Below are 17,807 nucleotides of genomic sequence, written 5' to 3'. Positions count from 1 at the left end.
CGGTGCTCTTCGCGGCGTCAGAACGTGCCGAGCACGTGCAGCGCGACCGCGTCGCGATCGAACGACACGCTGGGCATCACCGTGGGCTCCACGTCGATCGGGCCGTCCGCGAAGCTCCAGATCGCGTGCGCGATGAGCCAGCCTCCGGCGAAGAGCAGGAAGCCCCCGGCGATCGCCGCTTCGTCCATGTTGTTCGAGCCCGAGCTGCACGAGTCGACGCCCTGGGACGCCACGCCGAAGACGACGAGCGGCGCGGCCACGCTCTGGGCGATCCCGAGCGAGAGCTCGAGCGCCGCCGCCCAGTCGGGGAACATCTCGTTGCCCATCGCGATCTGGGCGCCGATCACGGTGAGCTCGATCGCGCTCCCCACGCCGAACGCGACGCCCCAGTGGAGCTCGCTGTGATCGGGCGGCGGCGGTGGAGGCGGGCCGACGAACGAGCACGCGCTCGCCGCGCTCGGTGCGGCCAGGAGCGCGATCGCGAGCGCCGAAGCGAGCATCAGACGCATTCGGAGGTCTCCTCCAGAGCCCGTGCGACGTCGACCGCGCGCGTCGCGTCCGGCATGCCGAGCACGTCGCGCATCGCGTGCGAAGGCTCGACCTCGGCGTCGCGCACCAGTGCGCTCGCCGCGTCGCGACGCACGTCCTCGAGCACACGTCGATCACGCGCCGGGAGTCGCTCGCGCGCCCATGTGTCGAGCGCGATCGAGAGCAGCGCGTGACGCGCCTCGTCCCGCGCGATCTCCGCATGTGCACGACGTACCTCGGGATCGCGGGCCGCGCGCGACTGGGCCCACGCGACGAGCGCAGCGTGCGCCTCGCCGACGCATCCGTGCACGGCGTTGTCGATCGCGAGCTCGCGCAGCGAGCGGGGCCCACCGGCCACACGTTCGACCGGCGCGACGATCGCTCCTTCGCGCGACGCGAGCCGATCCATCGCGCGCGCATGCCGCGCCTCTTCGATCGCCGAGCACCGCGCCGCCGAGATCATCGGCGCCGGTGCGCCGTGGAGCTCGAGCTCGCGCGCGAGGTCGAGGAACGCGGGCACCGATGCACGCTCGAGGTGCGCCGCGCGCGCGAGGTACGCGCCGATCTCGCTGGTGACCTCGGCGCGCGCCGCGAGGAGCCCCGCAGGCGGCCGACCACGACAGAACCGGTCCACCGTGCAGACGAGCGTCTGGCCGCCATCGACGAGGAGCACGTCGCACTCGCTCACGCGCCCGCCCGCCGGGATGTCCGTCGCGCCGAGCTCGTCGCACAGCGCGAGACACGTCGTCGCGTCCACCCCGCCGTCCCGCTCGTCGAGCGCGAACGTCCGCGTGGTCTGCCCACATCCGCCCGACGTCGGCGCGTCGCCATCACAGCCCGATACGACGAGCGGGCCCGCGACCAGCGGGAGTCCGAGCGCGATGCGCCGCATCCAGACCAGCGCGAGCGGAGCCATCGAGCATCCCTCCTGTGCCCGTCCGTGCCGCGACGCGGGCGGTCGAGGGCGAGAGCAAGCCGCGTGCTCGGACCCTCGGCGCCGCGCGCACCTTTCGGCTACGTTGTCGGCCCACCATGACGACGCTCCGTTCATTCCTCGTCGTCGCGATCGCCGCCGCGCTCACCGCGTGCGGCGGCGCGCGCACCGAGACGACGACCGCGACGACCGACACGACCGCCGGCGGCGAAGCGACCACCACGCCCGAGGCGCACCCGATCCGCACCACCACGCCGATCCCGGTGCCGCAGCCCGCGGTCGCGCGCGAGCAGATGTCGCCCGAGCTCCAGGCGCTCTGGGATCGCGTCGAGGCCGCCGTCGCGGTGCGCCCGCCCGAGCCACCGAGCGACGGCTCGACCGAGTCGGTGAACGCGTGGGCCGAGGGGCCCTTCGCATCGTGGCTGACCGAGCGCGCACGCGCGTCGACCGACGTGCAGAACGCGCTCGAGCCGCTCTCCGAGGCGCCCGCGCACGAGCGCGGCGTCGCGGCCGGGCTCTTCGGGTACCTGCAGGAGGACACGGTCGCCGACGTGCGCGGCGCGCCGATCCCCGACGCGATCACCAGCGACGCGGAGCTGCTGCGCGTCTACGACGAGTCGATGCTCGCTGCGCTCGTGCCCTACGCGCGCGTCGCGGTGCAGGCGTATCGCTTCTGCGAGGCGGCGTTCCAGGAGTCCGGCGAGGAGCTCTGGGGCGAGTGGGCCGCGTACTGTCGCGAGCGCGCGACCGACGTCGTGCAGACCTACGCGCTCGAGCCCACCGAGACGCCGAGCGAGCCCGGCGCGATCGACGATCCCGAGGAGTGAAAGATGTCCGAGAATCGGCTCGCCTGCTCAGGGCCCTTCCGTCCACGTGCTCCACAGGCTCCCGTGGGAGCCCTGCGCCGGCGAGCACTCCAGCCGAGGGCGCGATGATCGGCGGCAAGGGCCTGGTTCACGTCTCCACGAGCGACCTGAAGCTGATGCTCTCGCGGCTGCATCGCGGCCAGCTCGGGTGTCCGGTCACCCACGATCGCCTGGTGATCGCCGGGCTCCCGCAGCTCGTGGACAAGGTCGACTTCCTCAAGGGCCTCGACGAGGCCGCGGTGCGCGCGGTGCTCGTCGCGGTGATCGCGGAACGAAGCGCGCAGGAACAGCGACGCTCGTGAGCGCGAAGAAGAAGAACAAGAAGCCCGCGGCGGGGACGCCCTATCGCGGCGGACCGGCCGCGCCGGCGGAGAGCGCGCCGAGCGATCGCGGGCTCGTCGACGATCTGATCCGGCAGTTCGCGGACCGCTTCGCGTTCTTTCGCGAGCTCGTGCAGAACTCGATCGACGCGGGCGCGACGTCCATCCACGTGCAGCTCGCGTGGGAGCCCGGCGCCGGCGACGAGGTCGGCACGATGCGCGTGTCGGTGCGCGACGACGGCACCGGCATGACGCGAGAGATCCTCGAGAACGATCTCACCGTCCTGTTCAAGTCGACCAAGGAGTCGCGCGACGACGCGATCGGCAAGTTCGGCATCGGCTTCGTCTCGGTGCTCGCGGTCGATCCCGAGGTCGTGATCGTCGACACGTCGACCGGTGACGGCACGCGCTGGTCGCTGCACCTGCACGGCGATCAGACCTACGACCTCTTCCGCGCCGACAGCGACGCCGGCCGCGGCACCACGGTCACGCTGGTCGTGCCACTGCCCGACGCCGAAGAGGCCGGGTTCGTCGAGCGATCCGAGGCCGCGCTGAAGCGCTGGTGCCGCCACACGCGAGTGCCGATCCGCTTCGTCGCGCTGGGTGCCGAGGGCGGTGAGCCGCGCCGCGACGTGCGCATCGACGAGCCGATGACGATCGACGCGGTGGTCGGGGTGCACGCGCGGAGCCGCGACGGATTGACGACGGTCGTCGCGGGGCTCCCGCGACCAGGCGATCGCTACGGAGCGTTCTTCAACCAGGGCCTCTTGCTGCACGAGACGCGCGATCACGAGCTCGGCGAGGTGATCTTCAAGGTCTCCGACGCGCGCCTCGAGCACACGCTGAGCCGCGACGACGTGCGGCGGGACGAGCACTACACGCGCGCGGTCGAGCTCGTCGCGAGCACGATCCGCGGGCCCTTGCTCGACGAGCTCGCGGAGCAGCTCGCGAACGCATCGGAGGCGTTCGCGCGCGGCAGTCGCGATGCGGGCGGTCGCATCGTCGAGATCCTCGACGCGTTCGTGCGCTCGGAGCTGCCGGCGCCGCGGCGTGCGCTGGTGCTGCCGGCGATCACGCGAGAGCGCGAGCAGCGGGTCGCACGGCTGCACGATCTCGCGAGCGCGTTCGCCTCGCACGAGGGGCGCACCGAGCTCGCCGAAGCGCTCGCGGCCGCGGGCCACGTCGTCGTCGATCTCTCGTTCGCGCCCGATCACGACGCGCTGGGGCGCGTGATCGCGCTCCTCGCGCGCATCGCCGACGCCGCGCCGGCGAGGGATCGCGCGCTGTGGTCGTTGATCGTCCCGATCGAGCCGAGCCCCACCGACGTCGCGCTGCTCGAGCAGGTCTCCGAGCGGCTCGGCGACGTGGTGCGGCGTCCGAGCGAGCTCGTGCTCGCACACGTCCATGGCGCGGCCGAGAGCCACCTCGCGGTCGCGGCGAGCGCGCGCGCGACGCCGTGGCTCGCGCGCGCGTCCGATCACCAGGCCGACCCGTTCCGGATGCTGATGCGGCCACCGCTGGTGCTGCGCGCCGACAACCCGATCGTGCACGCCGCGCGAGCGCGCGCCGTGGACGCGCCGGTCCTCGCGTCGGCGCTGCTCGCGCGCGCGATCCTCGTCGCCCGCGGCGCGCTCACGCCGGCGATCGACGCGTCGCTGACCGAGCGCGCGATGCGCGATGCGCTCGCGGGCGGAGGTGCGCGATGAGCCGCTCGCGCAAGCCGCGCGCCGCGACCGGATCGCGCGTCGGCGGAGGCCGGCTCCGCGTCGACGCCGCGCGCGCGGTGCACAAGCTCCGCGACTACCAGCTCGCGGATCCCGCGATGTGGGCGCTCGAAGCGGTGCGCGCCGCGGCGAGCGCATCGGCGACCGCGGTGCACGTCGACGGCGACGCCGACGACGTGTGGGTCGCGTGGGAAGGCACGCCGATCGCGCGCGACGAGCTCACGCGGCTGTTCGACGAGCTGGTGAGCCCGCAGGCGAGCGAGGATCGCCGCGCGCTGCGCCTGCTCGCGACCGCGGTCAACACCGCGCTCGGGCTCGGTCCGCGCTGGGTCGACCTCTACACGATCGGCGACACCGACGAGGGCGCGGCGCGCGTGCGCTACACGCCCGATCTGCTGGCAGCGGGCCACGAGGGCACGGCCGAGGGGCTGCGCCGGCTCGCGCCGGTCGATGCGACGCTGCCCGCGGGCGCGCCGACGATCCGCCGCGGCGTCGTCGTCCATCTCCGTCGTTTCCCCGCGCTCGAGGCGCTCTCGCTGCTCGCGACCGGCCAGGAAGCGCGCGAGCTGCGCTTCGTGCGGCGCGCGTGCGAGGACTTCCCGCTGCCGCTGCGCATCGCGCGCGGCGCGCTCGCGCGACACCACGCCGGCCGCGACCTGCTGCGCGTGCGCCTCGACGCGAGCGTGCTCGGCGAGGGCCGCGAGGGGTTCCTCGCGATCGTCGATCCCAGCGCCGCGCGCGCCGAGCCGTGGATCGACTTCGCGGAGCTCGGCGTCGTGCTCGCGACGCAGCCGCTCGAGCTCGGCGTCCCGTTCCAGACCGGCGCGCGAATCCCGGTGCGCGCGCGCATCGATGCGGCGCGCCTGCCGACGAACGCGTCGCGCTCCGCGATCCGACGCGACGAGCGTTGGATCACCGAGCTCGAGGAGCACCTCGTCGAGCGCTTCGGAGACCTCGTCGCGCGCGTCGCGCGCGAGCTCGGCGATGCGCCCGAGGGCACGTGGGACGCGGATCGACGCGCGCGGCTGCGCGCGGCGGCGATCCAGCTCGCCTCGGCGTGGTGCGGCGGCCCGGACTGGCGCCGGCTCGCCAGCGCGCCGCCGGTGCTCGGCATGCCGGAGCGCCTCGCGCCGCTCTTCGATGCGCCGATCGCACGCGACGCGATCGGGCGCGCGCGATCGCTGCGGGAGCTCGCGCGGGGCGAGGACGGAGGCGCGCACACCGGGCCCGAGCCCTTGCCGCCGGAGCTCGCGCCGTGGATCGGCGATCTCCCGTGGGTGCCGCCCGGCGACGCGCTCGCGCGGGTGTGGGGTGCGGAGCCGCCGCGCAGCGCACGGCGCACGATCGAGCTCGCACGCGCATCGCGCGAGGCCCGCGCGCGGTGGCTCGAGAAGCCGATCACGCCACCGACGATCACCGCGCCGCACGAAGGGCACCTCGTGATCGCGCCGCTCGCGGCGCCCGGAAAGAGCGCGCGCACGTGTGTCCCCGCGACGCTCTTCGCGCGCCCCGATCTCGCGGGCGAGGTCGCGATCGACACGTCGCCCGCTCGCTCGTCGACGATCACGCTGCTGGTCGAGGGACGTGCGACCGAGATCGCGCGCCTCTCGGTGCCGCTCGCGTTCGACGCGATCGCGACCGCATCGGATCTCCGCGTCGCCGCCGATCACACGCGCCTCGCCGCCGACGACGCCCGCGCCGCGCTCCTGTCGGCGATCGACGGCGCGCGGGTGATCGCGTGCGAGTCGATCGCACGCCGCCTCGCCGAGCGAGACGCGCCGAAGGGCGATCCGGTGCGCTGGGTCGGGGAGCTCGACGTGCACGACGCCGCGCGCGCGGTGCGCGCCGGGATCCTCCTCGCGATCGAGCTGCTCCATCGGATCGGCACCGGCGATGCGGGCGCCGGCGCGACGCGCCTGCTCGGGAGCAAGAGCCCGCTGCTCGACGCGCCGGTGTGGCCGACGGTGACCGGCGAGCACCTTTCGCTCACCGACCTCGTGGCGCTCGGCAGCGATCCGTCGAGCGCGATCGGGTACGTGACCTCGGTGCCGCACACGCCGTGGGAGCCCGCGGGGCGCAGCGTGCTCGTGCTCGACTCCCGCGAGCGAGATCTGCTCGCAGCGCTGCTGCCCAACCTCGCGATCGTCGGCTACGACGGCGCGCCCTCGCCCCCGAGCGCTGCGCGCATCGCGCGCGGGCTGCGCACGCGGTGCACCGTCGCGCTCGAGATCGAAGGTCGCGATCACCGCGGCGCGATCGGCCTCCACGAAGGCGCAGGCGCGCTCGAGCTCTCGCACGCAGGACGCCCGCTCGACGCCGTCGTGCCCACCGGCGCACCGCGCGCGGGATGGCTGCTCGCGCTCGACGACGATCGTGTGGTGCCCGGCATCGGCGCGCCGCGCTTCGTGCCCGCGGCCGCGCCCTACGACGACATCGCGGGCGAGATCGCGCGCCTCGTGGTCGCGACCGCCGATGCGCTGATCGGCCGCGAGGTGCCCGGCCTGCATGCGCCGCCGCTCCATCCGACCCCCGACGCGCACGCGCTCGAGACCTTCTTCGCCGCGTGCCGCGACATCCGTCCTTCGGCCGCGAACGTGCTCGGCCGCGAGCGCGTGCAGGCGCTGCGCAAGGCTCCGATCCTCCGCTGCGCCTACACCCATCGCCTCGCGTCGCTCGACGAGCTCGTCGCCGCGCTCGGGGGCGAGCTGGTCTACGTCACGCCGATCGCGATCGCCGAGGATCGCAGCGCACCGCCCGCCGACTTCCACCCGCTCCTCGCGCGCGACGACGTCGCCGAGAGCATCGGCCGCCTCTTCCAGGTGCGCGTGCAGAACGGCCTCGGCGAGCTCGAGCGACGACGACGCGACGCGCGTCGCCACGCGCGCATCGAGGCGCATCGCGCGCTGCCGAAGCGCGCGCTCGAGCTCTCGCGCTGCGAGCCGGTGGCGCGCCTCTCGGGGGACGGCCTGCGCGGCGTGCTCGGCCTCTCCCGCGGCGCCGCGCGCCACGAGCTGCGCATCCTGCTCGAGCACCGCCCCTTCGCGACGCGCAGCGAAGGCCTGCCGCACCTCGCGGGGATCGTCGACGTCGACCTCCCGCTCGTCGACGGCGAGCTCGAGGCGCTCAACGGCACCGGCGAGAGCCGCGTGCGCGGCGCGCTGCGCGAGGCCACGTGCGAGCTCGTCGGCGCGCTCGCGACGTCGCTCGACGGCGCCCTCGCCCACGACGAGCCCGCGCTCGCGCTCGTCGACGCGTGGCTCGCCGAGACGCTCGCGGGCGGCAAGCGGCGCGCGGCATCGGAGCGCGCGATGGACGCGCTGCGCAACGCGTCGATCTTCGAGACCGTGCAGGGCACGCGCGCGTCGATCACCGCGTGCACCGTCTCGCGTCGGACGCTGCGCATCGCGGCGCCGATCGATCGTTGGCTCGACGCGCCGCAGGGCGAGGAGCCCGACTCGCTCGACGCGCCGATCCTCGCGCTCGCGGGCGAGGGACCGGTCGCGCGGGTGGTCCGCGCGCTGGCCCCGAGCGTGGTGCGCGACGTGAGCGCGGACGTGCGTCGACTCCAGGCCACGCGTCGCGTGCGATGGGGCCTCGCGGAGCGCCCTCGCCTCCTCTCGGTGCGCGACACGCGCTTCCGCTGGACGCTCGAAGATCTTCTCGAGGTCGCGCTGCCCTCGGAGCGCGAGGCGTTCGAGGCGCTCGGCATCGGCGAGATCGCGGTGAGCGGCAGCGACACGACCCTCGTCGCGGTCCACGAGGCGGGCGTCGTCGTGACGCGCATCGATCTCGACCTGCGCCCGAGCGTGCAGCTCGCGTGCGAGCCCTCGTTCCCGGTCGCGCGCGAGGTGACGCCGAGCGATCGGACGCGCCTCGAGAACGCGGTGCGCACCGTGCTCGCGCGCGCGATCCGCCATCTCGTCGAGAGCGTCGATCACGCGACGCTGCCCGGGTGGGTGCGCGTCGCGCTGTGCGAGAGCGCGCTGCTCGGCGGTCGCGCTCACCTCGACTCGATCCCCGATCTCCCGATGTTCGAGACCACCGCCGGACGCTGGGCCTCGTTCCGCGATCTCCAGGCGCAGGTCGCGCGCTTCGCGAAGCTCTGGGTCACCACCGACTCGATGCAGAGCCTCGAGCCGCTCGATCCCGAGCGCTTCGCGATCCGCCTCGCGCGCGCCGACGCGACGCGCCTCGGCGTGGTGCTCGCGACGCAGGACGCCGAGCCCGAGCTGCGCCTCGACGCGATCGCGCGGAGGAACCTCGCGCGCCCGAAGCTCGAGATCGTCGGCCCGGCGAGCGGCGATCGTGCCCGCGCGATCGCCGAGGCCGCGCTCGAGGGGCACGAGGGCGTGGTGCTCGCGCTGCTGCCCACGCACGCGAGCAGCCGCACGATGCACGCGTCGCGCGACCGACAGCCGCTCGGCACGCTCCAGGATCCCGCGGCGTGGCCCGCGCTCTCGTGGGTCGACGAGCCGCGCTTCACGCCCGATCGCACGTGGGCCGCACCCGTGCCCGACGCGGCGCTCGAGGAGGTCTCGGGCGCCGTGCTCGAGGCGTGCGAGCGCGCGCTCGAGAGCGCGTTCACCGCGCCCGAGCGTCCCTTCGCGATGGTGCGCGTCGATCGCACGTTCTCGACGCAGGCGCTCTCGGGCCGCGGCGCGCAGGCGCGCGGGGTGTTGTGGCTCGAGCCCGCGGGCGAGCCGACGGTGATCGTGCTCGACGCGTACGAGCGCGCCGAGCGCGTGCTCACGACCTCCCGCAGCACGACGCGCGACGCGCGCGTGCCGCTCGCGGGCGAGCTCGCGATCGTCGGCGTCGCGGGCCAGGGCGCGGCGGCGGTGCTCACGTCGATCGCGAACCACGCGTACGAGCGCATGTCGCGCGACATCGCGCGGCGCCTCTTCAGCGGCGAGCGGAAGGGCGAGGAGCGCGAGCTCGACCTCGCGGAGATGGTGCGCGCCGCCGCGCTCGGCTTCGTGCAGGCGGAGCACCCCGCGGCCGCGATCGCCCTGCCCTTCCTCGATCTCTCGTACCGCCGCCGTTCGAAAGGGGACGTGCTCGGGCTCGCGCGCGCGCTCGAGGATCGCCACAACGCGCTGATCGTCCCGCCCGAGCGCGCGGTCCACGCGCGCGAGCTCGCGTGGAAGGGCCCGATCCTGCGCGAGGACGGGTCGCTCGCGTCGATGCGCGCGATCCTCGCGTTCGGCGATCGCGTCGTGCGCTTCGAGCAGGCGCTCGCCGATCGCGTGCGCGAGGAGCCCGAGGTGCGCGCGCAGCCCGAGCAGCTCCCCGCGACCGCGATCGTGCCGCCGCCGATCACGCCGCCAAAGCCGATCGAGGCGCCGCTGCCGAAGCCCGCGGCGCGCCCTCTCGTCGCCGTCGATCCGCTCGCCGAGCGCGTCGATGCGCTGCTGCGCCGCGCCGGCGCCGCCCGCGGTGCGGTGCCGCGCATCCACGCGCTCCCGCTCTCGACACACCCGCTCGCCGCGCTGCGGCCCGAAGGCAGCGTCGAGCTCGCGCGCTCCCACCCGCTCGCGGAGGCGCTCGCGCAGGCAGGCGATCACCCCGAAGCGCTCGCCATCCTCGCCGCGCACGTGATCGGCCTCGCGGCGCGCGACACCGACGACGCGCACGAGGCCGAGGGGCACGCGATCCTCGCGCTGCTCACGGCGCGCTGACTCTTACCGGAGTGCTCGTCCCGCGCGACGCGCGCGGACGGCAGGCGCGCGCGAGCCGATGTTCGATGATCACAGCCACGCGCGCACGCCGAGCAGCGGGCCCGAGAGCCAGGTGCCGCCTCCGAGCTCGGCATCGATCGGCTCGAACGCGACGTGCTCCCAGCCCGCATAGACCTCGATCGGCCCCGCTGCGAGCCCGAGCGTCGCGCGCGCCGTGAGCACCCAGCCCTCACCCAACACACCGACGCCGCCGTCGATCGAGATCACGAGCGGCTCGATCGGCATGACGTCGATCCCGCCGAACCCTTCGATGCCCGCGATGCCGCCCAGCCGATCGTGCACGTGACGCAGCGCGAGCCCCACGCGCGCCTGCACCTCGGGCAGCTCGACGAGGCGCGCCGCGAGCCCGAGCCGACCGAGCCCCAATCCTTCCACCCCGCGCACGAGCGGCTCGACGTACACGCCGTACGCCGCGTGCAGCTCCACTGGCCACGCGAGCCCCACCCGCAGCATCAGCGCGCCGTGCCCGATCCCGTCGAGCACGTACTGTCCCTCGCCCGCGATCGTGATGCGGAGGAACGGCTCGACCTCCTCCTCGCTCGCGATCGGGAGGTAGGGCCCGGTCACGATCAGCGCCGCCCAACGTCGCGGCGCGCGCACCACCCGCACCGGAGCACGCGTGCTGCGTCGTGACCGCTGCGGTCTCGTCCTCTCCGCGCGCTGCGGCTGTCCCCGCACCACGCCCGATGCGCGTCGCAGTCGCTGCGCATCGGCCGACGAAGGAACGAAGGTGGAGAGCGCGACCAGCAGCGCTGCGGCGAAGACGATCCAGCGTGTACGCACGGGCGGCCCCATCGAGCCGCCGCCGCGCGCGTTGCGAGGAGCTCAGCTGGAGTGCTCGCGGGGCCCCCGGCGGGCCGATTCTGGACGTCAGCCAGGAAGCTCGAGCTGCAGCAGCAGTCCGCCGAGATCCTGGCTCGCGCTGCCGCCCGGCATGCCGCGCACCGCGCGCCGCTCGTACTCCGGCGTCTCGGGCCGCGCGACGAGGTGCACGCGCGCGCCGAGCCGCGCCGGCATCGCGAGATCGAGCTCGAAGATGTCGCCGCAGACCATCGTCGTCTCGGGGCCCGCGCCGGTCTCCTCCCAGATCTTCCGCAGCGCCTCGAAGTAGAAGCCGCGACGCAGGTGGATCGGTCGGCCCAGGCCGGGCAGCTCCATCGTCTCGGGCAGCGCGCTGAAGAGCGGGTGCGCCTTCTCGGGCTCGTGGATCACGAACTTGCGCGCGTCACCGCGCACGCGGATCGCGCTCTTGCCGATCGGATCGAGCGCGTCGATCTTCGCGCGCACGTGCTCGGTCGCCGAGTTCGACACCACGAAGAGCGGAACGCCGCTCGCGACCAGCGCCTCGACGACCATCTTCGCGTCGGGCCGGAACACCGTGCGCGAGAGCGGGTACGCGTGCTTGTAGAGCCCCTGCAGGATCTCGGTGCGACGCCCCGGCGAGTGCCCTTCCTCCGCGAGCAGCAGCTGACCGATCGTGGTGCACCGGATGTAGGGATCGGCGTGCGACGGCGCGACGATCACGCCCTCGTACTCCCAGCCGTAGCGATCGGGATCGGCTTGGACGATCTTCGCCGCCTCGTCCCAGCGCGCCGCGCGCTCCGGCGAGAGGTGCTCGGAGATCCCTGTGCGGAACGCCTCCACGAAGGGCGCGGCCTCTTCGTCGACGCGCGTGAACGTCCCGTCGAAGTCGAGGACGATGCACTCGATGCTGCTCATGAGGGGCGGAGCCATAGCATCGATCGTCCCGAGGCAACAGATCTCCTGACCGCATGGGATCGGCTATGCTCGTCGCTCTGCCGCGCGGAGGTCGCATGCGCCTAGCGTCTCGGTCCACGCTCGTCCTCGCGTCGATGCTCGCGCTCGCGGGCTGTCACACCGACCGGCGCTACGTGACGCCCGAGGGCGGAGCGACGTGGCAGCTCGCGTTCCCCGAAGGCGCAGCGCCATTCTTCACGGGCGAGGAGCTCACGGTCTTCCTCGTCGAGCAGCGCATCGAGCTCCCGGTGCGTCCTCCGAACGACGAAGAGCTCGCCGCGCTCTCCGAGGGCGACGCGACGGAGTTCACGCCCTACGCGCGACGCCCCTGGGCCGCGCGCGGCGACTACGAGCTCCAGGTCGACTTCACGCTCTCGAACCTCGACGACGAGCCGCAGCGCATCGCGGTCACGCTCAACGGCATCAACGAGTTCCACGAGTACGTGCCGGGCGTGAGCGTCGTGGGCGACGAGACGGTCGTCGACTTCTCGGGATGGGAGCGCACCTACGCGCTCGATCCCGGCGAGCGCATCCAGGTGACGATCCGCGAGGAGGAGATCGACGAGGTCGCGGTCGATCTCGCGACGGTCGTGAACGGCGCGCCGAACAGCAACCAGATCGTGTTCTTCCAGAACCAGTCGTCGCACGACGCGCGCTCGCAGATGTACATCCCGCCGATCGTGCCCGCGCTCGTCGGCGTGCGGCTCGGGATGCGCATCGAGGCCGGCGAGGACGCGACCGAAGCACCGCCCGCCGCGCTCGAGGCGGTGGTGCGGGTGCGCGATCCCGCGGACCGCGTCGTGGGCGCCGGCGAGGAGCCGTGGGTGCTTCCGCAGCCCGCGCCCTTCGCGCCGGTCGTCGTCGAAGAAGAGTGACGCGACGCCTCACCCGTTGCGGATCGCATCGATTCGCGCGGCCTGCTCCACGCATCGCCCGCGCGTGAGCGCGGCACGGCCGTTGCGCGTCCCCGTGTGAGCCCCACGGACGACGGGGCCCGCGAAGGAGGTGTGACGATGAAGCCCGCCAAGGCGTTCGTCGCAGGCGTGGTCGGCGGGGCCGTGATGAGCGTGTGCCTCGCGGTGGCGCGCCTGCTCGGCCTGCCGGTGAACCTGGAGATGATGATCGGGACGATGACCGGCATGGCGCCCGGCTCCGGCGCGTGGGTGCTGGGGCTGGTCGAGCACCTGGTGATCAGCGGGCTCATCGCGCTGGCCTACGCGTTCGGGTTCGAGCACGTGTCGCATCGCTCGGGCGCGCTGCCCGGCGTCGTGTTCTCGCTCGTGCACATCGTGATCGGCGGGCTCTTCATGGGGATCCTGCCCGCGATCCATCCGCTGATCCCCGAGCGCATGGCGGCACCCGGCGCGTTCATGTCGAACATCGGCGACGCCGGCGTGATCGCGTTCGTCGTGCTGCACGCGGTCTACGGCGCGGTCGTCGGTGTGATGTACGGACCGGTCGTGCACCCCGCGTTGCCGACCGAGCGTCGCGTGCTCGGTCGCCGCGCGATGGCGTGAGACGGAGCGCGAAGCGCGCGCGAGATCACGATCGATCTCTCGCGCGCTCTCGCTCAAAATCGGCTCGCCCGCCGGTCCCTACCGTCCGCGCGCTGCGCGCGCTCCCGTCCGGGCCCCGCGGGACGAGCACTCCGGCAGGGACTCACTCGATCACCGGCGCCGACTCGACGCGCGGTCCCGTCGCGCGCGCGGCGCCGCCGCCGATCTCGCGCGCGCCCGCGGGCGGCGTGAAGCGGAACGTGTCCGCGCCGATCTCGCGGTTGAAGCGCAGCTCGCTGAAGTCGAAGCGGTTCCAGTTGCCGTCGGGATCTTCGATGCTCACGCGGCGCACCACACCGAGCGACGCGGGCTGGTTGTCGACGTGCACGACGATGCGCCGGTAGTGGGGATCGGCGCGGCGCGGCGTGAGCTCGAGCGCGTCGGTGTTCGGCGGGTCCGAGCTCGCGCGTGCGCGCAGCGAGCGGCGGAACTGACGCAGGTCCGCGGTGCCCATCAGGAACCCGAACGCGCTCTGGCTCGCAGCGGCGCTGCTGCCGCGCGCGTACTGCCCGGCGCCGCCCTCGTCGCCCGGCTCGTACATGGTCCACTCGCCGTCGCTGCTGACGAGCACCTTGCCGCTCGGCTGGTCGTAGTCGAAGCGGATGCGCCCGGGGCGGCCGATCGAGACGCGACCGCGCGAGCTCTGCGTGCGCGCGTAGACGCGGTTCCAGAAGTGCTGCTGGAAGCGGGCCTGCACGGTGCGCGTCTGTTCGTAGAACTGCTGCACCCGCGCCGCGACCACGTCGGCGGTCACGCGCTCCTGCGCGCCGGCGTGCGGCTGCAAGGGGAGCGCGAGCGTGGCGAGCGCGACGGGAACGGCGAACAGGACGGATCGTCGATTCATTGCGGATGGCCTCGATGGGAAGGAACGCGACCGCGAGCGGCCGTATTCAGACACGAGACCGTGTGCATCGCATCCGTCGTGGGCGCGTTCACGCTTCTTCATGCGCACGCGAGCACGCCAGTGCCACGGTGGCGCTGGACCTCACCGCGGCATCGCGTCGAGGTCCGCCACGATCCGCTGCGCGAAGCTGGCGACGTCCTGGCCCGCGCTCGTCGCGAGGCGCTCGAAGCGCGCCCGCTCGCGCAAGAGCGCAGCCCGCAGCTCCTCGAGCCACGGGCCCGCCGGCGCGGCCGAGCCCGTCCGTGCGCACACCGCGATCCCGGCGGCGATGTCGAGCAGCTCCACCGAGAACGCGTCGTCCGCGCCGTCGAGCGCCTCCAGCAGGAAGGGCAGCGCAGGGAGCGCCGCCGAAGAGACGTACGCGTGCTGATGACAGAGGCTGCACCACAGGTGGTGCGTGACCTCGAGCGCGGCTCGCCGATCGTCCGACCACAGCCGCGCGAGCTGCTCGGGGATCGACCCCCAACGGCCCGCCGGCGATCCATCGCGTCGCTCGAACGCGTGCGGCTGGTCCGCGCGGCCGTAGGCCGTCGAGAACTGCGACCAGTCGATCGCAGCGAGCCGCTCGGAGAGCGCCGGAGGTGCGCTCACTCCGCGGCGATGTCCTCGGTGCTCGACGAGGGCGCGCCGTTCACCGGGTAGAACTGCCGCGCCCACCGCCGGTAGGTCCCGACCGGGCCGTCGCCCACCGCGAGCTGCGGCGGGTGCACGTAGCGCTTGTTCTTCCAGATCTCGAAGTCCTGCCCGACGTCGTGCGCGAACACGCGGATGCCGACCTGCATGAACACCGCCTCGACGAGGTCGCGCGCGATGCGGCTCGCGAAGGGCAGACGAAGCGTGCCACGACGCACCGAGAACCCGACGCGCAGCCGCACGCGCTCGCGCTCGGTCGGTGTCGCGAGCACGTAGTGACGCGACTCGAAGCCGAGCGAGGGCACCTTCACCTCGACCATCGAGTACCCGAGGCCGTGCACGTGGATCTGGAACACCGCGTGGACCGAGCCGAGCTTCGGGCGCCCCGGGATCATCGGGCGGTCCATCGAGTACGTCGTCGTCAGCGACGCGCCGTCGACGCGCAGCGGCTCGACGATCTTCACGTTCGAGTAGCCGTGCACCGGACCGAAGTGCCCGACGTCGACGCTGTTCTCGCTCGTCTCCTGGGGATGACCGCGGAGCTCGAACACGCGATCGAGCATCGGCATGGAGCCGTCGTGCGCGTCGTCGAGGTGCGGGATGCGGAACGTCGGCGCTTCCCCGGCCGCGCCGTGCCACACGAAGACGCAGCCGTGGATCTCGTGCACCGCGTACGTCGTCAATCGCGCGCGCGGCGGAGGCGGCGTGCCGTAGCCGGTCTTCGTGCAGCGCCCTTCGCGATCGAACTCGAACGCGTGGAACGGGCACACGATGCTCTCGCCGCTGACCTTTCCACCGCAGCCGAGGTGCGCGCCCATGTGCGGACAATGCGGCGAGACGGCGCACGGGACGCCGAACTCGGTGCGGTAGAGGACGACGTCGCGTCCCGCGAGCCGTCGTGTCAGCACGCGACCACCGTCGAGCTCGTTCGAGCGCGCGAGATCGAACCAGCCGCTCGGGAAGTGATCGTAGAGGTTCGCCGCGGGATCGCGGGTCGGATCGAGAACAGGCAAGCGACGCTCGTTCATGGCGAGCGATGTTAGCTGCATTCACAACCATGTGGAGCGAGCCCCGCTCAGGGGTCCCGAGGGCGCGGAGCACGCTCGCGACGAAACGCGCCCGGCGTCGTGTCGCGCACGCTGCGGAACAGCGTCACGAGCCGCGCGGCGGATCCCAGACCGAGCATCGCGGCGATCGCGGCGAGGTCGAGCTCGGTGCCCTCGAGCAAGCGCTCGGCGCGCGCGACGACGTGGCGGATTCGCTCTTCGCGGATCGAGGTGCCCGCCGCGGCGAGGTGACGCTGCAGCGAGCGCACGCTGAGCCCGAGCTTGCGCGCGAGGTCGCGCGCGGAGAGCGCGTGTGGCTGATCGTCGAGCGTGACGCGCACGCGGCGCACGATGTCGGGGGCTTCGACGAGCGACGCGCGCAGCAGCTCGAAGTCGTCCTCCACCTGCGGCGCGCCGAGCCACGCGAGCGCGGCGCGCGCCGAGTCGAACGCGCCGATGCGATAGCCCTGCCCCACGAGCTGCAGCGCGCCGAGGATCACCGCGCCGCTGAAGCCGCCACCGTGGAGGATCGCTTGCGGCCCGGTGCGCGCGGTCCACACCGCGCGGTGCTCGGCGAAGACGCGCAGGAGTCGATCGAACGCGAGCACGTCGATCGACTCGAGCCCGCGGATGTCGGTCAGCGTCGGATCGGATCCGCGCGGCGAGCGCACGTGCGCGTCCCACACGCCGCACATCTCCTCGACGTCGAGCTCGGTCGGGCGGCCCCACATGACGGTGCCGTGCACGCGCTCGCGCGACTCCCAGAAGGCGAAGCTGCGCCGCACGAGCACGAGATCGGCGGGCGCTCCGAGGAAGCGCTCGATGTCGGGCGCAGGCGTGAACGGGGAAAGCGCCATCGTGTTCTCGGTACGCGCCACGCACGGAGCGCGAGCGCGTCTCGTCATCGTACTACCGGCGCAGGAGGAGCCGATGAGGAAGACCGTGCTCGTCGCGTGCGTCGTGCTGATCGCCGCGTGCCGCGAAGAAGATCCGGTGAGCGACGCCGGGGTCGCGCCCGATGCATCGAGTGGCGGAGCGCTCGACTGCGCGGGCCTGCTCGGGTGCGCCGCGGAGTGCGCGGACGAGCCGTGCACCGACGGATGCGTGGCGCGCGCGACGCCCGATGCGATCACGCGGGTGAGCGCGCTCATCGATTGCGTGGAGCGCGAGGGGTGCGGCGAGGACGACGCGTGCATCGAGTCGCGCTGCGGCGCCGAGGTCGCGTCGTGCCTCGGCGGCGAGGATCTCGACGGAGGTGTCATCGTGGTGCCGCACGACGGAGGCGGCGATCCACTGCCGTCGCGCATCGAGGGCACGTCGCGCGACTTCACCGAGGCCCCGGGGCTGACGCTCGATTCGAACGCGACGGTCGTGTTCGTGCGCGACGACGCGGCGGGCGCGGCGGCGGGCTTCCCGACCGCGAGCGTGGCGTTCTACCGCGTCGAGCGGATCGACTACCGCGCGACCGCGACGAGCTCGGGCGGCATCTGCACCACCACCGCCGACGAGACCGAGAGCTTCGTCGCGCCCGACCCGTTCGAGAACAACCTCATGATCGAGCGCACGCCGGGCGCGGACGGGCTGCACCACTACGAGCTCTCGACGGCGCTCTCGGTGCACCACCCGAACGGCATGATCAGTGTGTGTCCGCCGCCCGCGGGAACGAGCACCGGCATCTTCAACGCCGAGCACAACCTGAGCAACGGGACGACCGCGCCGCGCACCGACGGGCGCACGTTCGTCGGCAGCGCGACGCTGAGCCCGCGCGTGTGGTCGTGGGATCTCCGCGCGACCGAGTGA

At 73.4% G+C, this 17,807-nt stretch carries 15 protein-coding genes; 7 read left to right on the top strand and 8 right to left on the bottom strand.

Annotation, left to right across the window (positions count from 1 at the left end; translation table 11 throughout):
• Positions 1-17 precede the first annotated feature (17 nt).
• The gene (locus I5071_RS43960) at positions 18-509 is read right to left on the bottom strand and encodes a hypothetical protein (protein ID WP_236519399.1); all 492 of its coding nucleotides are present in this window, start codon (positions 507-509) and stop codon (positions 18-20) included.
• Entirely contained in the window at positions 500-1,444 is a 945-nt protein-coding gene (locus I5071_RS43955) for a hypothetical protein (RefSeq protein ID WP_236519398.1), read from the bottom strand. The genes I5071_RS43960 and I5071_RS43955 overlap by 10 nt, the downstream gene beginning before the upstream one ends.
• A 116-nt stretch (positions 1,445-1,560) precedes the next feature.
• Between I5071_RS43955 and I5071_RS43950 the strand changes: the two genes are divergently transcribed.
• The 4 genes from I5071_RS43950 (at position 1,561) to I5071_RS43935 (ending at position 10,050) form a co-directional block, all read left to right on the top strand.
• Positions 1,561-2,289 carry a hypothetical protein gene (locus I5071_RS43950; protein WP_236519397.1) on the top strand — a complete coding sequence of 243 codons (729 nt, stop codon included), beginning with the start codon at positions 1,561-1,563 and terminating at the stop codon, positions 2,287-2,289.
• Between the two features lie 104 nt (positions 2,290-2,393).
• On the top strand, positions 2,394-2,630 hold the full coding sequence (locus I5071_RS43945) for a hypothetical protein (protein WP_236519396.1): 237 nt from the start codon (positions 2,394-2,396) through the stop codon (positions 2,628-2,630).
• On the top strand, positions 2,627-4,354 hold the full coding sequence (locus I5071_RS43940; protein ID WP_236519395.1) for an ATP-binding protein: 1,728 nt from the start codon (positions 2,627-2,629) through the stop codon (positions 4,352-4,354). Before I5071_RS43945 ends, I5071_RS43940 begins: the two co-directional genes overlap by 4 nt.
• Positions 4,351-10,050 carry a hypothetical protein gene (locus I5071_RS43935; protein ID WP_236519394.1) on the top strand — a complete coding sequence of 1,900 codons (5,700 nt, stop codon included), beginning with the start codon at positions 4,351-4,353 and terminating at the stop codon, positions 10,048-10,050. The genes I5071_RS43940 and I5071_RS43935 overlap by 4 nt, the downstream gene beginning before the upstream one ends.
• 69 nt (positions 10,051-10,119) lie before the next feature.
• Here the strand turns inward: I5071_RS43935 and I5071_RS43930 are convergent, their stop codons facing one another.
• Together I5071_RS43930 and I5071_RS43925 are read right to left on the bottom strand one after the other, a co-directional pair.
• A complete protein-coding gene (locus tag I5071_RS43930) occupies positions 10,120-10,893 on the bottom strand; it encodes a hypothetical protein (RefSeq protein ID WP_236519393.1) in 774 nt (257 codons plus the stop codon).
• An 87-nt stretch (positions 10,894-10,980) separates the two neighbouring features.
• On the bottom strand, positions 10,981-11,829 hold the full coding sequence (locus tag I5071_RS43925) for an HAD family hydrolase (protein ID WP_236519392.1): 849 nt from the start codon (positions 11,827-11,829) through the stop codon (positions 10,981-10,983).
• 95 nt (positions 11,830-11,924) lie between these two features.
• Here I5071_RS43925 and I5071_RS43920 point away from each other — a divergent pair, with 95 nt between their 5' ends.
• Together I5071_RS43920 and I5071_RS43915 are read left to right on the top strand one after the other, a co-directional pair.
• Complete coding sequence (locus tag I5071_RS43920; protein WP_236519391.1) at positions 11,925-12,743, top strand: hypothetical protein; 819 nt, start codon at positions 11,925-11,927, stop codon at positions 12,741-12,743.
• 138 nt (positions 12,744-12,881) lie between these two features.
• The gene (locus I5071_RS43915; RefSeq protein ID WP_236519390.1) at positions 12,882-13,385 is read left to right on the top strand and encodes a hypothetical protein; all 504 of its coding nucleotides are present in this window, start codon (positions 12,882-12,884) and stop codon (positions 13,383-13,385) included.
• Positions 13,386-13,527: 142 nt separating this feature from the next.
• Here I5071_RS43915 and I5071_RS43910 read toward each other — a convergent pair whose 3' ends face one another.
• The 4 genes from I5071_RS43910 to I5071_RS43895 all read right to left on the bottom strand — a co-directional run bounded on the left by I5071_RS43910 (position 13,528) and on the right by I5071_RS43895 (position 16,864).
• Positions 13,528-14,268: a LolA family protein gene (locus tag I5071_RS43910; protein ID WP_236519389.1), complete on the bottom strand. Its 741-nt coding sequence runs from the start codon at positions 14,266-14,268 to the stop codon at positions 13,528-13,530.
• Between the two features lie 141 nt (positions 14,269-14,409).
• Positions 14,410-14,919, bottom strand: coding sequence for a hypothetical protein (locus I5071_RS43905; protein ID WP_236519388.1), 510 nt, complete (start codon positions 14,917-14,919; stop codon positions 14,410-14,412).
• Positions 14,916-15,989 carry an aromatic ring-hydroxylating oxygenase subunit alpha gene (locus I5071_RS43900; protein WP_236519387.1) on the bottom strand — a complete coding sequence of 358 codons (1,074 nt, stop codon included), beginning with the start codon at positions 15,987-15,989 and terminating at the stop codon, positions 14,916-14,918. Before I5071_RS43900 ends, I5071_RS43905 begins: the two co-directional genes overlap by 4 nt.
• Before the next feature lie 47 nt (positions 15,990-16,036).
• Positions 16,037-16,864: a helix-turn-helix domain-containing protein gene (locus tag I5071_RS43895; RefSeq protein WP_236519386.1), complete on the bottom strand. Its 828-nt coding sequence runs from the start codon at positions 16,862-16,864 to the stop codon at positions 16,037-16,039.
• A gap of 73 nt (positions 16,865-16,937) precedes the next feature.
• Here I5071_RS43895 and I5071_RS43890 point away from each other — a divergent pair, with 73 nt between their 5' ends.
• Complete coding sequence (locus I5071_RS43890) at positions 16,938-17,807, top strand: hypothetical protein (RefSeq protein ID WP_236519385.1); 870 nt, start codon at positions 16,938-16,940, stop codon at positions 17,805-17,807.

Origin of the sequence: Sandaracinus amylolyticus (genome assembly GCF_021631985.1) — a bacterium.
GTDB lineage: Bacteria > Myxococcota_A > Polyangia > Polyangiales > Sandaracinaceae > Sandaracinus > Sandaracinus amylolyticus_A.
Note: the sequence above shows the minus strand (reverse complement) of the source record. Positions and strands in the feature narration are given on the sequence as shown.